Consider the following 14,729-nt stretch of genomic DNA (forward strand, 5'->3'; position numbering starts at 1 on the left):
TGTTTAATAATATGAAACGTAAAATATTTATATACATAGGCATAGTACTGGCGGTGGCATCGGCCTCCTGTCGTAAATATGTTGAAATTCCTATTGAAGGAAGGCGTGTACTGGAAAATACGGAAGACTATGCGAGCCTGCTGTACAACCCGAACAACATGCTGAGAAGCTATTCTTATCCTATTTATGCGGGTGATGATGTGGGGTCTGATAACGATACCTGGCAAAACGGAATTGCGAACAACTCTAATGGCAGGGCTTATTCATGGGCATCGGAGATCATGCTCAATGCTGCCCAGGAAGACAATGACTGGACGAACCTGTATTACAGCATTTATGTGACCAACCTGGCCATTGTAAATGTAATGGACAGCAAGAATGGTACAGATGCCCAAAAACGCAAGGTGCTGGCACAGGCGCTGGTGAACAGGGCATTTTACTATCTCACACTTGTGAACATTTATGCGAAGCAATATGATGCTGCTACTGCAGCAACAGATCCGGGTGTGCCCATGCGGCTTGATGATCTTGTAACGGGCAGTCTTGACCGTAAATCTGTTCAGACGGTATATAACCAGATACTGGCCGACCTTAACCAGGCGCTGAGTATCTCTGAATTACCGAATGTGGGAGACTACACTACCGATGCGTCGAAAGCGGCTGGTTACGCGTTGCTTGCGCGTACTTACCTGAATATGCGCAATTTCACCGAGGCCAAGAAAGCGGCTGAAAGTGCATTAAGCCTTCAGTCTGGTTTACTTGATCTGAATAATTATATTTCGGGCTTCACCAACTATCCGCAGCGTCATGTAGATCCGGAAGTGATCTTGTGTAAGATTGCGGGTCCTATAGGTGCTATGCCTGTGAGTAATGCCCAGTTAACATTATTTGCCGATAGCGTTGACCTCAGGTATAAAGTGCTTATCAAGCCAGGTTCTTTTGCCGGCACTTACAACGCTTACCTGCCTTACATTTATGTGAAGGCAAATATTGCCAACCAAGGGTATATGTCAGGTCCTACTGTTCCTGAAATGTTCCTTATCAAGGCTGAGTGTGAAGCGAGAGCTAATGATGCCGGAGCTGCTGTTACTACGCTGAACACCCTGCGCAAGAAGCGTTTTACCGCTGCCGACTACCGCGATCTTACTGCGGCAAACGGAACGGCGGCGTTACAGCTGGCTTTACTTGAAAGAAGAAGAGAATTGATGGGTTCCGGTATGCGCTGGTTTGATCAGCGGCGTCTTACCAAAGATGGCTTAACACCTACCATTACCAGAGTGCTGAAGGGCACCACCTATACATTGGAACCAGGCAGCAACAGGTATACCTTCGCCATTGCTCAGAAATATATTGATCTTAACCCCGAGATCACTCAAAACCCCCGTTAAAAGAAATCCCCGTTTTATGAATAACAGCTGGAGTAGCCATTATGTGGCTACTCCCTGGCTGTTCTTTGTTTAAAATCAACGTTATGAACGAACCTATAGTAAGCGTTAAAAACCTGTCTCACCGCTACAGCGTTCAATGGGCTGTCCGTGATATAAGTTTTGAGCTCAATAAAAACGGCATTTATGGACTGCTTGGTGCCAATGGTGCGGGTAAGTCTACCATTATGAATGTGATGTGTGGTGTTATCAAACAAACGCAGGGTGATGTGTTCATCAGGGGAGTTGACCTTGGGCGCTATCCTGAGAAAGCCAAACGTTATATAGGGTTTCTGCCACAGCAGCCGCCTTTACAAAATGATCTCACCGTAGAAGAGTTTCTCACGCATGCGGCGAATCTCCGGCTTATGGATTCTTCCAAAGTAAAAAACGCCGTTACCGAAGTAATGGGCAAATGTGCCATCAGTCATTTCAGGAAGCGACTTATCCGCAATCTTTCCGGTGGTTACCAGCAGCGCGTTGGTATTGCCCAGGCCATTATACACAAGCCTGATTTCGTAGTACTCGATGAACCTACCAATGGTCTGGATCCCAACCAGATCCTTGAAGTGAGAGGTCTTATCCGTGAAATTGCGGAAGAGCGTACCGTTGTATTATCCACGCATATACTCCAGGAGGTGCAGGCGCTTTGCGACCATATTTGGATGATCAATGAAGGTTCCATGATCTTCTCCGGATCGATGGAAGAATTCGACAATTATATTGTTCCCAATACCCTTACCGTATCGCTTGTTGCCAGTCCTTCTGCGGAGGAGCTGATGAAAATTCCGGGGGTAGTAGGCGTAGAAGAACTTGGCGGGATCCGCTACAGGATCCGCTTTACCGACGCACAGGAGGCTATTGAAAGAATCGTTGAAACCAGTGTTCATAAAAACTGGAGACTCGTCGAAATAGCCGTTGAAAAGAATTCACTCGAAACGGTATTCGCTGAATTAAGCAGAAAAAAATCTAAATAATTGGGGACTGACCTTATACAATAAGACATGAAGACAATATACAAAATAGCAAAAACAGAACTACAGGTGATGTTCTATTCACCGGTGGCCTGGCTCATCCTCGTTATTTTTACTTTTCAGACCGGTATGATCTTCGCCGGCAATTTCGACGGATGGATACGACTGGGTATTATGAAAATACCTTTGAACGGCGCTACAATCCAGACTTTTGCAGGCTGGGCTGGTGTTTTCGTTAAAGTGCAATCTTATCTTTATTTGTATGTTCCCCTGTTAACCATGAGTATCATGAGCCGGGAATTGGGGAGTGGCTCCATCAAGTTATTATACTCTTCTCCTGTTACCAATAGCCAGATTATCCTGGGTAAATACCTTTCCCTGGTGATCTTTGGATTGGCTATAATTGGCATCCTGGCAGTATATGGCGTGTTTGCAATGTTCACCATTGTAAATGCCGAAATTCCTTATATTCTTACAGGTTTGCTGGGCCTCTTCCTGCTGTTCTGTGCCTATGCAGCAATTGGCTTGTTTATGTCTTCGCTTACCACCTATAATATTGTTGCCGCCCTCGGTACGCTTTGCATTTTTGCGTTACTCGCTTTTGTAAGAGGGGTAGGGCAGGATATCGCTTTTGTGCGTGATATCACTTATTGGCTGGCGATATCCGGGCGTAGCGATACATTTATTGCAGGTATGATCACCAGCGAAGATGTCATCTATTTCATTGTGGTGGTAGCGCTCTTCCTCGCTTTTACCATCATTAAATTGCAGGCCGGACGTCGTAAAACCTCAGCGCTGAAAGTAGTGGGTAGGTACGCGATCGCATTTATGGCAGCTTCATTTATTGGCTATTTTAGCTCCAAGCCTGCTTTGAAAAGCTATTACGACGCTACCCGCACCAAAGAAAATACACTTACACGCAGCAGCCAGGAGGTTATGTCTAAATTAACAGGCGGCTTTACCATTCATACCTATACCAATATGCTGGATCCTAACTATCATATTGCGCTGCCGGTGAATTATAAAGGCGATGTAGACAACTTCAAAAGATACATCCGCTTCAAACCGGATATCAAACTGGATTATACATATTACTATCAGCATGCACCTAACCCTATGCTGGAAAGAATGTATCCTAAATTAAACGATCTGCAACGTCTCGATACGTTGAAGAAACTGAATAAATGGAAATTCGATATTCAGCCTTATAGCGCTATCAATCCAAAATTGGACCTCTCAACCGAAGGTTTTCGCTTCGTAAGGGTTCTGGAACGCGACAATGGCCAGAAAACCTTCCTGCGTGTTTACAATGACATGAGGCGCTTACCCTCCGAATCGGAGATCACTGCCGCCATCAAACGACTGGTAATGAAATTGCCAGTAGTAGGCTTCGTTTCAGGTCATGGCGAACGTGAGAGCGACGGGGAACAGGATCGTGGTTATAACATGATTGCCAAGGAAAAAACTTTCCGCTATGCACTCATTAACCAGGGCTTCGACTTTACAAATGTATCACTGCAACAGCCGGTGGGCGATTCTATCCGTATCCTGGTAATAGCGGAACCTAAACTGGCTTATACGCCGCAGGAACAGGCCAATCTCGACCAGTACATTGCCAGGGGCGGTAACCTTATCATCGCCGGTGAACCCGGACGCCAGGCACAGATGAATGCGATAACGGCACAGCTGGGTGTGCAATTCCTGCCCGGACGTTTGGTAAAGCCTAACGCCAAGTTCCAGGCCGATCTTATGATTCAGAAGCCTACTGACGACGCCGTTGCCTTCTCCGATAATTTCCAGGTAATGCGTAAAAGGGAGGAAGTGATAACCATGCCCGCAACAGCAGGACTTGCCTACACGACCGATAAAGGTTTTGATGTGAAAACCCTGTTCCGCAGCGACTCCGCCGGTAGCTGGAATGAAGTGGAAACAACTGATTTCATCGACGATAGCGCCCGCCTCAATCCCGCAGCTGGAGAGGTAGAGCAATCTTATCCTACAGTACTGGCACTCTCGAGAAAGGTAAACAACAAAGAACAAAAGATCCTGGTAACAGGCGACGCCGACTGGATGAGTAATGGTGAACTGGGTATGAATAGGAACGATGTGCAGTCTGCCAATTTCACGCTGTTGGTAAGCAGCTTCTTCTGGTTATCCGATGGAGAAGTGCCTATCGATATGCGTCGCGATCCACCAACGGATACTTCATTGAGAATAGGTGAAGGTGCATGGGATTTCTGGGGTATATTTTTTAAATGGGGTTTCGCTGCCGCTCTGCTGGCAACCAGTATCATTATCTGGATCCGCAGAAGAGGTAGATAATTTTAAGAGGTATTATTATGAGTTTTTCTGTTGATAAACAAACGCTCGATGATCTGAACATCTTCACGAAGAAAGGTCGTGATTCTGTCTTCGGGTTATTTAACCGCACCAGGACACGCGGTGGTGCTGAATTGCTGGAACAAATGTTCCGTTACCCGCTTTCCGACGCCAATGCCATCAATCAGCGCATAAGCATCATCGGCAGCTTTGGCAAAGCACAACTGGCATTCCCCTTTAGGGAAGAATGGTTCGATATCATTGAGCAGTATCTCAACAACGCCGATGAGCGTAGTCAGCTGCCTCACGACGATAACAAACTGGGAAGAACCTTTAACAGTCTTATAGGCGCCGATGCCGCCTTCAAACAAATCGCCAAAGGCGTGGAAGCAGTACACCAGCTGCTCCATGCCTTTGCGGCATTTACGGCAGAGGTAAAGCACAAATTGCAGGGTACCGCTTACGCCGCTGAATTACCTGCAATAGAACTCTTGCTGCAAAGTGATGCACTTACGCAGTTCATTGCCGAAAAAGAGGCGCAGAAATTCACTTACGAGAAAACTGCATCGTACGATCGCCTGCTGCGTTTCCAGCAAAAGGAACGCCTGCATAAATTACTGTCACACGCCTACCTGATAGATGTGTACATAGCAGTAGCAGGTGTGGCAGTTGCACGCAAATTTGTATTTCCCGTTGCTGTTACAGGTGAACTGAACCTTGAACTGGAAGGTGTTTACCATCCGCTGCTTGAAAATGCAGTGGGAAATAATCTCAGGGTTACCGCCGATAATAACATGATCTTCCTTACAGGAGCGAACATGGCAGGTAAGTCTACTTTCATGAAAACGCTCGGCATTGCTATATTCCTGGCGCATGCAGGTTTTCCCGTACCTGCTGCCCGTATGCAGTTCCCGGTATTGGATGGAATGTTCTCAACCATCAACCTGCCCGATAACCTCAGCATGGGCTATAGTCATTTCTATGCCGAAGTATTGAGAGTGAAAAGAGTGGCCGAACAACTGGCAGCATCTAAAAAGCTCTTTGTCATCTTCGACGAACTGTTCCGCGGTACAAACGTAAAAGATGCCTACGAAGCTACAGTGGCATTGTCTGCCGCCTTTGCACGTAAAACCGACAGCATTTTCCTGATCTCTACACATATCATTGAAGCGGGAGAGGAACTGAAGCAGCGTTGTAACAATATTTACTTTACCTACCTGCCTACCCGTATGGAAGGTCAGAAACCGGTTTATACCTACACGCTGGAACAGGGGATCACGGAAGACCGGCATGGTATGGTCATCGTGAACAACGAAGGAATCATCGATATTTTGAAGATCAAAAACAGCAGCCGTTAACATGTCATTTGTAACAGATAAACAAACGCTTGACGACCTGAACCTGACAGGTAAATACCGGAATAACTCGGTCTTTAACCTGTTCAATCAAACGAAAACAGCAGGAGGGGAGCAGTTGCTGGAACAAATGTTCCGGCTGCCACTAACCGATGCCGCAGCGATCAACCATCGCAGTCATATTTTCCGTTACTTCCAGGGGAAAGTCTTGACATTCCCTTTTGATCTCGATAACCTGGCCGCCGCAGAAAACTACCTGAGTGGCGCAGCAGCGGCAGGTAAAGCAGGCGCTGCCGTACAGGCTTTACGCAGAAAATTCCTGTTCCTGCTCGGACTGAAACAGGAACACGACCTGGTGGCAACGGGTTTGGTAGCGGCTATTAAAGTGCTGAAGCAATTGCAGTCATTTGTAAATAGTTTACTGCAGCAGGACCCCGCCGGCCCTGTAGCCCCGGCATTGAAGAAAACACAGCAGTTCTTCGAATCCGGTAAAATGAAATGGCTACAAGCTATAGATGACAATAAGCCGTTATCCCTGGGTCAGACCATCAGTTACGATCATCTGCTACGCGCTGCTGTACGAGATGAAATAGAACAGGCGCTTCAGCTGATACACCAGCTCGATGTAAATATTGCCGTGGCAGCAGTGGCAGCAGGCAGGAGTTTCTGTTATGCCAATGCATTACCGGCAAATGAGAATAGGTTGGAAATAGAACAGGGTTTTCATCCGGCTATAGAAAAAGCTATACCTAACTCCGTATCATTGGACGCTGCCAGCAATATGATCTTTTTAACCGGTGCCAATATGGCCGGTAAATCAACCTTCATGAAATCATTTGGTATTGCCGTTTACCTGGCTCATATGGGATTCCCCGTTCCGGCAAAATCAATGATGTTTTCTGTGAAGGAGGGCTTATACACTTCCATCAATGTGCCCGATAACCTCAACATGGGGTATAGCCATTTCTACGCCGAAGTATTACGTGTAAAAAACATTGCAGAAGCAGTGAGCGCCCCAAAGAACCTCGTGGTCATCTTCGATGAATTGTTCAAAGGTACCAATGTGAAAGACGCTTACGATGCTACATTGGCCGTATCCAAAGCCTTCGGCGACCACCGCAACTGTTTCTTCATCATTTCTACACACATCGTGGAAGTGGGAGAGGAGCTCAAACAACAAACTAATAATACACAATACTGGTTGATGCCTACCGAAATGCAGGGCAGCAGGCCGGTATATACTTATAAAGCACAGCAGGGGATCAGCAGCGACCGACATGGTATGATGATCATCCGCAATGAAAAGATCCTCGAGATACTGGAATAGAAATAAATAGAAACATGCCGGAACGAGTACTTATAAATGTTTTTTTAAAAAGAAGATAACGATTATGTTCAGATCAAAAGTCGGCGCGCTGATTGGCGCATTAGCGCTTGCTGTGCTGGTGACAGCTTCCGCAGACGCGCAGAAGAAAAAGAAGACGCCACGTAATAGTAAAAAAGTAACGGTAGATACTACTGCCAGAAAATCTGCCGATTCAGCCCGCAAAAGCTCTTTGTCGCCTACCGCCATGAAGCCTTACAAAGAGGTTGTCACGGCCGACATGAAATCCGCTAAAGGTTATTTCACCGTTCATCGCAAAGACGATAAGTTCTTTTTCGAAATCCCCAAAAATATCTTCGGTAGAGATATCCTCATTGTAAGCCGTATCTCTAAAGCCTCTGCCGATATGCGTAATGGTTCTTCCGGTTATGCCGGCGACCAGATAGGTGAAACCGTTTATCGCTTCGAGAAAGGACCCGCCAATAAATTATTCCTTCGCAGGATATCTTTCTCTGAATACGCAGGTGACAGCACCACCGCTATGTTTGCCAGCGTTACCAAAAACAACGTTCAGGCAATAGCAATGTCTTTCCCCATCGCAGCAATAAGCCCCGATTCTTCGGCTGTAGTAATTGATGCCACAGACTTCCTGAACAGCGATAACGATATCCTCTACTTCGAGAATAAAAAACTCAAAGACAGGGCAGGTATGGGCGGTCAGCAAAACGACCGCAGTTATATCGATTATGTACATGCTTTCTCCGGCAATATAGAAGTACATGCGGTAAAGACATACAGTGCGGGTATGAACCCTACTGCTTCCAGCTATACTGTTGAGCTCAACTCTTCACTGGTATTGTTACCGGCGGTGCCTATGAAACCGCGGATCCAGGATTCCAGGGTAGGATACTTTGCTGTGGGCTTCAAAGATTTTGATGCAGATCCGCAGGGAGTACAGCCTACCATTTATGTGAAGCGCTGGAGGCTGGAACCTAAGCCCGAGGACATGGAGAAATACAAGCGTGGTGAATTGGTAGCGCCAAAGAAGCCTATCGTTTTCTATATCGATCCTGTAACGCCGAAGAAATGGGTTCCTTATCTTATGCAGGGTGTGAACGACTGGCAGAAAGCTTTTGAAAAGGCAGGTTTTAAGAATGCCATTTATGCCCGTGAAGCTCCAACCCGTGAAGAGGACAGTACCTGGAGCATTGATGATGCCAGTCATTCTGCAATCATCTACCGTCCTTCTGCCATCGCCAATGCTATGGGCCCCAGCGTAGCTGACCCGCGCAGTGGTGAGATTATAGAGAGCCATATTTTCTGGTATCACAATGTAATGTCTGTATTACATGACTGGTATATGATGCAGTGCGCTGCTGTTGATCCGCGTGCGCGGAAACTTGAGTTTGATGATACTTTGATGGGCAGTCTTATCCGTTTTGTATCTTCTCACGAAGTAGGGCATACCCTTGGCCTGCTTCATAACTTTGGTTCGAGCTCTACAGTGCCTGTTGAGAAACTTCGTGATAAAGCATGGGTAGAGGCACATGGTCATACGCCTTCGATCATGGACTATGCGCGTTTCAACTATGTAGCACAGCCTGAGGACCATATTAGTGAAGCCGGTTTATTTCCGCGTATCAATGATTACGACAAATGGGCGATCCAGTGGGGATATAGCCTGTATCCACAATACAAGACTCCCCAGGAAGAGAAAAGAGCACTGGCTAAAATTGTTACCGATAGTCTGAAAGCCAATCATCGCCTCTGGTTTGGTTCAGAAATGGAACCGGTTGATCCGCGTGCCCAAAACGAAGACCTTGGCGACGATGCTGTGCTTGCCGGTACTTACGGCATCAAAAACCTGAAAAGGATATTACCTCAGCTGGCTTCCTGGACAACAGTTGCAGATGGTGATTACGATAAGCTATTTCAGCATTATGCAGGTCTTTACAGCCAGTTCTCCCGCTACATTGGCCATGCGTTGAAATATGTTGGCGGTATGTACAGAACTGAAAAAGTAGGTGGTCAGCCTGGTCCTGTATTTGAGCTGGTGCCTTATACTGTTCAGAAGAAGGCGCTTGGTTTTATCAACGACCAGTTGTTTACAACGCCATTATGGTTGAAGAACGATGATATACTTTCGAAAGTAGAGCAAATGCGTATGCCAGTGATGTTTGGCGTAGAGCTGAACAAGTTGCAACAGGATGCTATCGATAACATCATTACCAGGAACAGGCTTAGCCGCATGTGGTGGAATGAGCAGGCAAATCCCGGCAAGAAAGTGTATACTGTTGCCGATTTGTTCAACGACATGAACAAAGGCATCTTTGCTGAATTATATGCGGGTAAAAGCGTTGACAGTTATCGCCGTAACCTGCAAAAGATCTATGTAGGCCGTCTTATCCAGCAGGTTTTTGTGGCTGGTGATCCTTTAAGTACTATACAGATGGGCGGCTATCATATTTCTCAAACAGATATCATGTATGTCATGAAAGATGTGATGCGTCAGCAGCAGCAGTTATGCAGGAAAGTGCTTCAAAGCGGTTCTGTTGACAAGCTAACCCGTATGCATCTGCAGGATATTATTTCCCGTATCGATGCTGGTTTTAAGATGGAGCAGCAGACGGTGAAATAGATTTTCTTTTGCGGACAATTGTTCCGGATTGCATGAGAGCGGCTGTACCTGTTAAGGTGCGGCCGCTTTGCTTTTGGTGGTTGGTCGTGAACCTTTTACGTGGGGAGCTGCGGACGTTATCAATGCCGGGGGATACAGGGCAACCTATTTGCATGCCCCCAGGGCTGCTGATAATGGAGATTATACACTTTTAATTCAATTTGCCAGAAGTTAGTTTTTGTTAGCAGTGACAAAGAAAAGCGGCTATATCGTAATGGAACAGCCGCTTTTCTTTTAGCAATAAATGTAAAGGATATTTATTCAATAATAATGCGCTGAGAGCCTTTGCCACTTGCTCCTTCTACATGAATGACATATTGTCCCTTGGGCAGGTCTGCCACACTAAAATTATATTCTTTTTCACCGGCTTTAGCCTTCCATGATTTCACCAGCGTAGTGGTGTTCATGTTATATAATTTGAAACTGATCTCTGAAGTAGCCGGCCTGGCAGTAGCGATGTTGTCCGCAGGCATTATAACACGAAGATTGCTGCTGACAGGGTTGGGGGATATGCTGAACGAAGTAGGACAAACGCCTCCCTGAATCCTTATTTTGGAGGTATAAATGCCACAGGCATTAGCTGCCTGTATATTAAATATGAACCCGTTTTTGGGAAGTGAAACAGGGCTGCCAGAAGTTATATATGTTCCGTCTTCTGCCCTATACCAGTCCAGGTATTCGAAGAAAGATGGGTTTTTAACCGATACAAGCACAGTATAGCTGTTACAGTCCCATGTATACGGATTCAGATAAATACTGGGCTTGCCAAATTGCAGGGGTCTTGTGGTTAGCGCAGTGGAAGTATTATTATCAAAATTGGCTTGTACCGATAATTCGCTGTGTCCTTTTGAGGTGGCATTGTATGCCAGATCGCAATAGGGTTCTGTTGTTGTAATGGTCGTAAGTCCGTTAGTGAAAGGTAAAAGGGCATTCTGAGATATAAATGTATAGCTGCTGGCTCCGCATACGGGAGTGGCGTTGTATCTTGTTTGTCCTGCCGAGCAAATTGTAATTTGAAAATCGGTAAATGCAGGTGCTGCAGGCATTGGGCGTGAAATACTTTTTGTTACCTGCATGCTATAACCACAATCCAGGGTTACGATTGCTGTGAGGTTTCCGCCTGTATATTTGTCTGGTATTACAACAATATTTTTATTGTTGTTTGTGCTGCTTTGTATGCTCCATCCGGCGGGGAGCTGCCACGAAACCGTATAAGGTACTCTTGGTGCTTCTGTTTTTATGCCTGCTACCACTTCGTTGAATTCCCGTGTATTAAGGTTTATGGGAGTAGTACAGCCATAAAACGCCTGGTTCTGAATATCTATACCTACTCCTACGCTATTACAGTTTACAGTGATCTCATTTGTTTTTCTTGTAACCGTAGCGCCACTGCTATTGGTGGTTATATAATTACAATAAACTGTATTTGCCCGACCTTCGTTTTGCATAGGCCAGGAAAAAGCAGTTTGATTAGCATTATAATTTGTTTCAACACGTGTATTGTTGTAATACCATTCTCTTTTTAAGAATGTTTCATTAGAAATAGGAACAAAAGGGCATTCAAAAAGTACTCTGTCGCAGGCCGACCAGTCACCCATGTGATAGGTGGTTGTTACCGGCTCATTGTTGCGATTTATGCCATACAAGGTTGGCGTTTGGGCCAGAACCATACTAACATGAAGGGATAGAATAAAGGTGTAAATGATCCTTTTCATTTTTATAGGTGTTTAATGGTGAAATGTTCATAGCTGAAGGAGGCAAACTGGAAGGCCTAAAAGGTGTTTACTCATTGATAGTGTTTTGAAAGCGGGATTTAAAAGCAAAGTATCGGTGTTTCAGTTTTGACCTGTGCAATATAATAAAAAAAGATCATTTGATTTGGGGAGTGATACTCCTTTATCAAATGATCATCAAACGGTAATGGAAGGCCTTTTGGTGGCCTTCCGTATATGGGGGCTGCTCTAATTATATATAATGTTTCCGTTGGCTCTCATGATTCTTTGAATTGCTTCGTGACGGTTTACGCCGCGTTCGGTAGCATAAGCCATTAAGAGCTGTGTGGTAATGCGTAAAAGGCATGAAAACAGGCTGCCGCGGTTTAAATCGAAGCCGGGGCAGGCTTTCCAGATCTCGACAAAGCTGTTTTTCAGTATACCTTCCGCCACCTGGCGGTCGTCTACAACACGGGTAATATAACCATATAAAGCGCCTGAATACCTACTGTATAAGTATTCAAAGCCGGCCTGGTTACGGGTCTGAAATAATTGTATCAATTGGTGGTTCTGCATTATTCCCTAATTCTGCTAAAATAATGCCCCGATCGGACATTTTTTTATTTGAACCTGTTTTTACTGTTTCTTAATAATGTTTCATATTGAAAACAAGCAGTTTTTAATAGAAATCTAATAAACTGTGGAAATTATGCCCCGCTTACTTTCGTCCCAATTGTTTCAGATTGGGAAGCATGTCTCTCTGTGGGAATGATAAAGCGTTAAATTGCATTTATGACATATCAACCTTCTAACGATCGCTACCAGCATATGCAATATCGCCGTTGCGGTAACAGCGGCCTTAAACTATCAGCCTTTTCTCTTGGTTTGTGGCATAACTTCGGTTATACCGACCTGTTTGAAAACAGCAGGGCCATTATTCATACGGCATTTGACCATGGCATTACTCATTTTGACCTGGCGAATAACTATGGGCCTCCACCGGGTGCTGCGGAGGAGCATTTTGGAAAAATCCTCAGCAATGATCTTGCTGCGTACCGTGATGAACTTATTATTTCCACCAAGGCGGGGTATACGATGTGGGAGGGGCCTTATGGCGACTGGGGATCAAAGAAATACCTGGTTGCAAGTCTCAACCAAAGTCTTGAGCGGCTGGGGCTGGAATATGTAGATATCTTTTATCATCACCGTCCTGACCCGGAAACGCCCCTTGAGGAAACGATGCAGGCACTGGATTTAATTGTGCGTCAGGGGAAAGCCTTATATGCTGGGATCTCCAATTACCGGCCGGAGCAGGCTGCCAAAGCCATTCAAATTCTGAGGGAACTAGGCACTCCCTGCGTGATACATCAGCCGAAATACTCCATGTTTGAAAGGTGGGTGGAGGATGGATTGCTGGACCTGCTTGGTAAGGAAGGCGTGGGATGCATTCCGTTTTCTCCGCTGGCACAGGGGCTGCTGACCGATAAATATCTTGATGGAATACCTACGGATTCAAGAGTTGCGCGCAGTGGTGTTTTTTTGAAGGAAAGCCATATTACCCCGGAAAAAGTAGCGAAAGTACGGCAGCTGAACGAGCTGGCGCAACGAAGAGGGCAGCGTCTGTCGCATATGGCGCTGGCATGGATCTTAAGAGACAGCCGGGTGACCTCTGTGTTAATCGGAGCCAGCAAACCTGCGCAGGTAACCGATTCCATAGCTGCTTTACAGCATACCTCCTTTACAGACGAAGAATTAGCGGCGATCAACCGCATCCTGGCCGGGTAGTTTACCCGGCTTCGTTTTCTTTTTTGTTTTGCCCAGGAAGGGCTGGAAATAAGAAGGCATTAACTGGCGTGCTTTAACAGTGCGTCTGTTAGTTAAAGGCTGCTGGAATTCGGTATAGTAGATACGTAGTAATAGCAGGAACCATGATATAAGCAGGGGGCCGAATATAAGTCCTGTAATACCGAAATATTTAAGTCCCATGATCACCCCAAGTACAGTGATGATGGGGTGAACATCGGCCATCCATCGTGCCAGCAGGAAGCGTACGACGTTGTCGGAAATACCAATCACGAGCACACCGTAGGCTACTACGAAGGCGCATTGCCAGTTATGGCCTGTTGCCAGGAGGTAGACCCCTATAGGAAACCATATAGCGGCGGCGCCCACGATAGGTATAATGGAGGCTGCGCCGGTAACCACACCCCAGAAACCCGGTTCCGGAACGCCTGTGATAATATAACAGAAGTAACCGAGGAAGCCCTGCACCACACATATCAGCGGTATACCTACTGAATTGCTGAAAGTTTGCGACACCAGTTCCTTTCCGAATAATTCGATTTTTGATCGTGGAAATGGCAGGTAAAAAATGATGGCGGCTTCCATGCGGTTGATGTTCTGCATCATAAAATAGAGCAGGAAATACATCATGAGGATCATTGAAAACATATTGATGCCCTGTCCTACGGCTGCTGTAAGGATACCGGTGGCGGAAGCCTGCATTTTTTCGAGCCGCTGGTCGGTGAACAGGCTTACATGAAAACGGCTTTGAATACTATTATCAAATCTTTTAAAAGCGTCGAGCAGGGGTTGAGGATTTTCGACCACACCGCTTACCTTGTTATATAAAAGTGTGGTAAGCAGTCCTATGGGTAATAAAATAATAAAAAACGATATTAATATAAGCAGGAGGGAAGCCACTGGTTTTCGCCAGTGGCGGCCTTTGATAAGCTTTTCCAGCGCGGGTTTGCTTAATACATAAATAATAACAGCCCCCAGGAAAGCTGAAAAGAACTGGATGAGGCTAGCAAACAGAAAAGCGCCAAAAATCAATATGATAGCCAGCAGGAAGTAGCGGTTAACTTTCATCGTCGGGTTGTTTTCCATGGTCCATTTTTCAACTGTGGTACAATGCTTGTACCAGTTTGGGAAAACATCTATT

At 45.7% G+C, this 14,729-nt stretch carries 10 protein-coding genes; 7 read left to right on the forward strand and 3 right to left on the reverse strand.

Going from position 1 to position 14,729, the window contains the following annotated elements:
* Nucleotides 1–11: 11 nt before the first annotated feature.
* The 6 genes from ESB13_RS19860 to ESB13_RS19885 all read left to right on the forward strand — a co-directional run bounded on the left by ESB13_RS19860 (nucleotide 12) and on the right by ESB13_RS19885 (nucleotide 10,034).
* Nucleotides 12–1,388: a RagB/SusD family nutrient uptake outer membrane protein gene (locus ESB13_RS19860; RefSeq protein WP_129005448.1), complete on the forward strand. Its 1,377-nt coding sequence runs from the start codon at nucleotides 12–14 to the stop codon at nucleotides 1,386–1,388.
* An 83-nt stretch (nucleotides 1,389–1,471) separates the two neighbouring features.
* Entirely contained in the window at nucleotides 1,472–2,401 is a 930-nt protein-coding gene (locus tag ESB13_RS19865; protein WP_129005449.1) for an ABC transporter ATP-binding protein, read from the forward strand.
* 27 nt (nucleotides 2,402–2,428) lie between these two features.
* Nucleotides 2,429–4,720 (forward strand): Gldg family protein, encoded by a 2,292-nt coding sequence (locus tag ESB13_RS19870; RefSeq protein WP_129005450.1) that lies wholly within the window; start codon nucleotides 2,429–2,431, stop codon nucleotides 4,718–4,720.
* 17 nt (nucleotides 4,721–4,737) lie between these two features.
* Nucleotides 4,738–6,075: a MutS-related protein gene (locus ESB13_RS19875; RefSeq protein ID WP_129005451.1), complete on the forward strand. Its 1,338-nt coding sequence runs from the start codon at nucleotides 4,738–4,740 to the stop codon at nucleotides 6,073–6,075.
* 1 nt (nucleotide 6,076) lies between these two features.
* A complete protein-coding gene (locus tag ESB13_RS19880; RefSeq protein ID WP_129005452.1) occupies nucleotides 6,077–7,399 on the forward strand; it encodes a MutS-related protein in 1,323 nt (440 codons plus the stop codon).
* A gap of 64 nt (nucleotides 7,400–7,463) precedes the next feature.
* The gene (locus tag ESB13_RS19885; protein ID WP_129005453.1) at nucleotides 7,464–10,034 is read left to right on the forward strand and encodes a zinc-dependent metalloprotease; all 2,571 of its coding nucleotides are present in this window, start codon (nucleotides 7,464–7,466) and stop codon (nucleotides 10,032–10,034) included.
* 296 nt (nucleotides 10,035–10,330) lie between these two features.
* Here the strand turns inward: ESB13_RS19885 and ESB13_RS19890 are convergent, their stop codons facing one another.
* Together ESB13_RS19890 and ESB13_RS19895 are read right to left on the reverse strand one after the other, a co-directional pair.
* Entirely contained in the window at nucleotides 10,331–11,788 is a 1,458-nt protein-coding gene (locus ESB13_RS19890) for a T9SS type A sorting domain-containing protein (protein WP_129005454.1), read from the reverse strand.
* Between the two features lie 246 nt (nucleotides 11,789–12,034).
* Nucleotides 12,035–12,361 (reverse strand): RNA polymerase sigma factor, encoded by a 327-nt coding sequence (locus ESB13_RS19895; protein WP_129005455.1) that lies wholly within the window; start codon nucleotides 12,359–12,361, stop codon nucleotides 12,035–12,037.
* Nucleotides 12,362–12,577: 216 nt separating this feature from the next.
* Here ESB13_RS19895 and mgrA point away from each other — a divergent pair, with 216 nt between their 5' ends.
* Nucleotides 12,578–13,570, forward strand: a complete 993-nt coding sequence (gene mgrA, locus ESB13_RS19900) for an L-glyceraldehyde 3-phosphate reductase (protein ID WP_129005456.1) — start codon at nucleotides 12,578–12,580, stop codon at nucleotides 13,568–13,570.
* On the opposite strand, the gene ESB13_RS19905 is transcribed toward mgrA, so the two are convergent.
* Entirely contained in the window at nucleotides 13,538–14,656 is a 1,119-nt protein-coding gene (locus ESB13_RS19905; RefSeq protein WP_164974288.1) for an AI-2E family transporter, read from the reverse strand. The two genes, mgrA and ESB13_RS19905, sit on opposite strands and share 33 nt — an antisense overlap.
* Between the last annotated feature and the right edge of the window lie 73 nt (nucleotides 14,657–14,729).

This window comes from Filimonas effusa (assembly GCF_004118675.1).
In the GTDB taxonomy this organism is placed as follows: Bacteria; Bacteroidota; Bacteroidia; order Chitinophagales; family Chitinophagaceae; genus Filimonas; species Filimonas effusa.

Excerpts from the sequence above, each read along its gene's own strand:
- ESB13_RS19865 (WP_129005449.1), top strand. The coding sequence starts at position 1,472 with ATGAACGAACCTATAGTAAGCGTTAAAAACCTGTCTCACCGCTACAGC.
- ESB13_RS19885 (WP_129005453.1), top strand. The coding sequence starts at position 7,464 with ATGTTCAGATCAAAAGTCGGCGCGCTGATTGGCGCATTAGCGCTTGCT.
- mgrA (WP_129005456.1), top strand. The coding sequence starts at position 12,578 with ATGACATATCAACCTTCTAACGATCGCTACCAGCATATGCAATATCGC.
- ESB13_RS19870 (WP_129005450.1), top strand. The coding sequence starts at position 2,429 with ATGAAGACAATATACAAAATAGCAAAAACAGAACTACAGGTGATGTTC.
- ESB13_RS19905 (WP_164974288.1), bottom strand. The coding sequence starts at position 14,656 with ATGAAAGTTAACCGCTACTTCCTGCTGGCTATCATATTGATTTTTGGC.
- ESB13_RS19895 (WP_129005455.1), bottom strand. The coding sequence starts at position 12,361 with ATGCAGAACCACCAATTGATACAATTATTTCAGACCCGTAACCAGGCC.
- ESB13_RS19860 (WP_129005448.1), top strand. The coding sequence starts at position 12 with ATGAAACGTAAAATATTTATATACATAGGCATAGTACTGGCGGTGGCA.
- ESB13_RS19875 (WP_129005451.1), top strand. The coding sequence starts at position 4,738 with ATGAGTTTTTCTGTTGATAAACAAACGCTCGATGATCTGAACATCTTC.
- ESB13_RS19880 (WP_129005452.1), top strand. The coding sequence starts at position 6,077 with ATGTCATTTGTAACAGATAAACAAACGCTTGACGACCTGAACCTGACA.
- ESB13_RS19890 (WP_129005454.1), bottom strand. The coding sequence starts at position 11,788 with ATGAAAAGGATCATTTACACCTTTATTCTATCCCTTCATGTTAGTATG.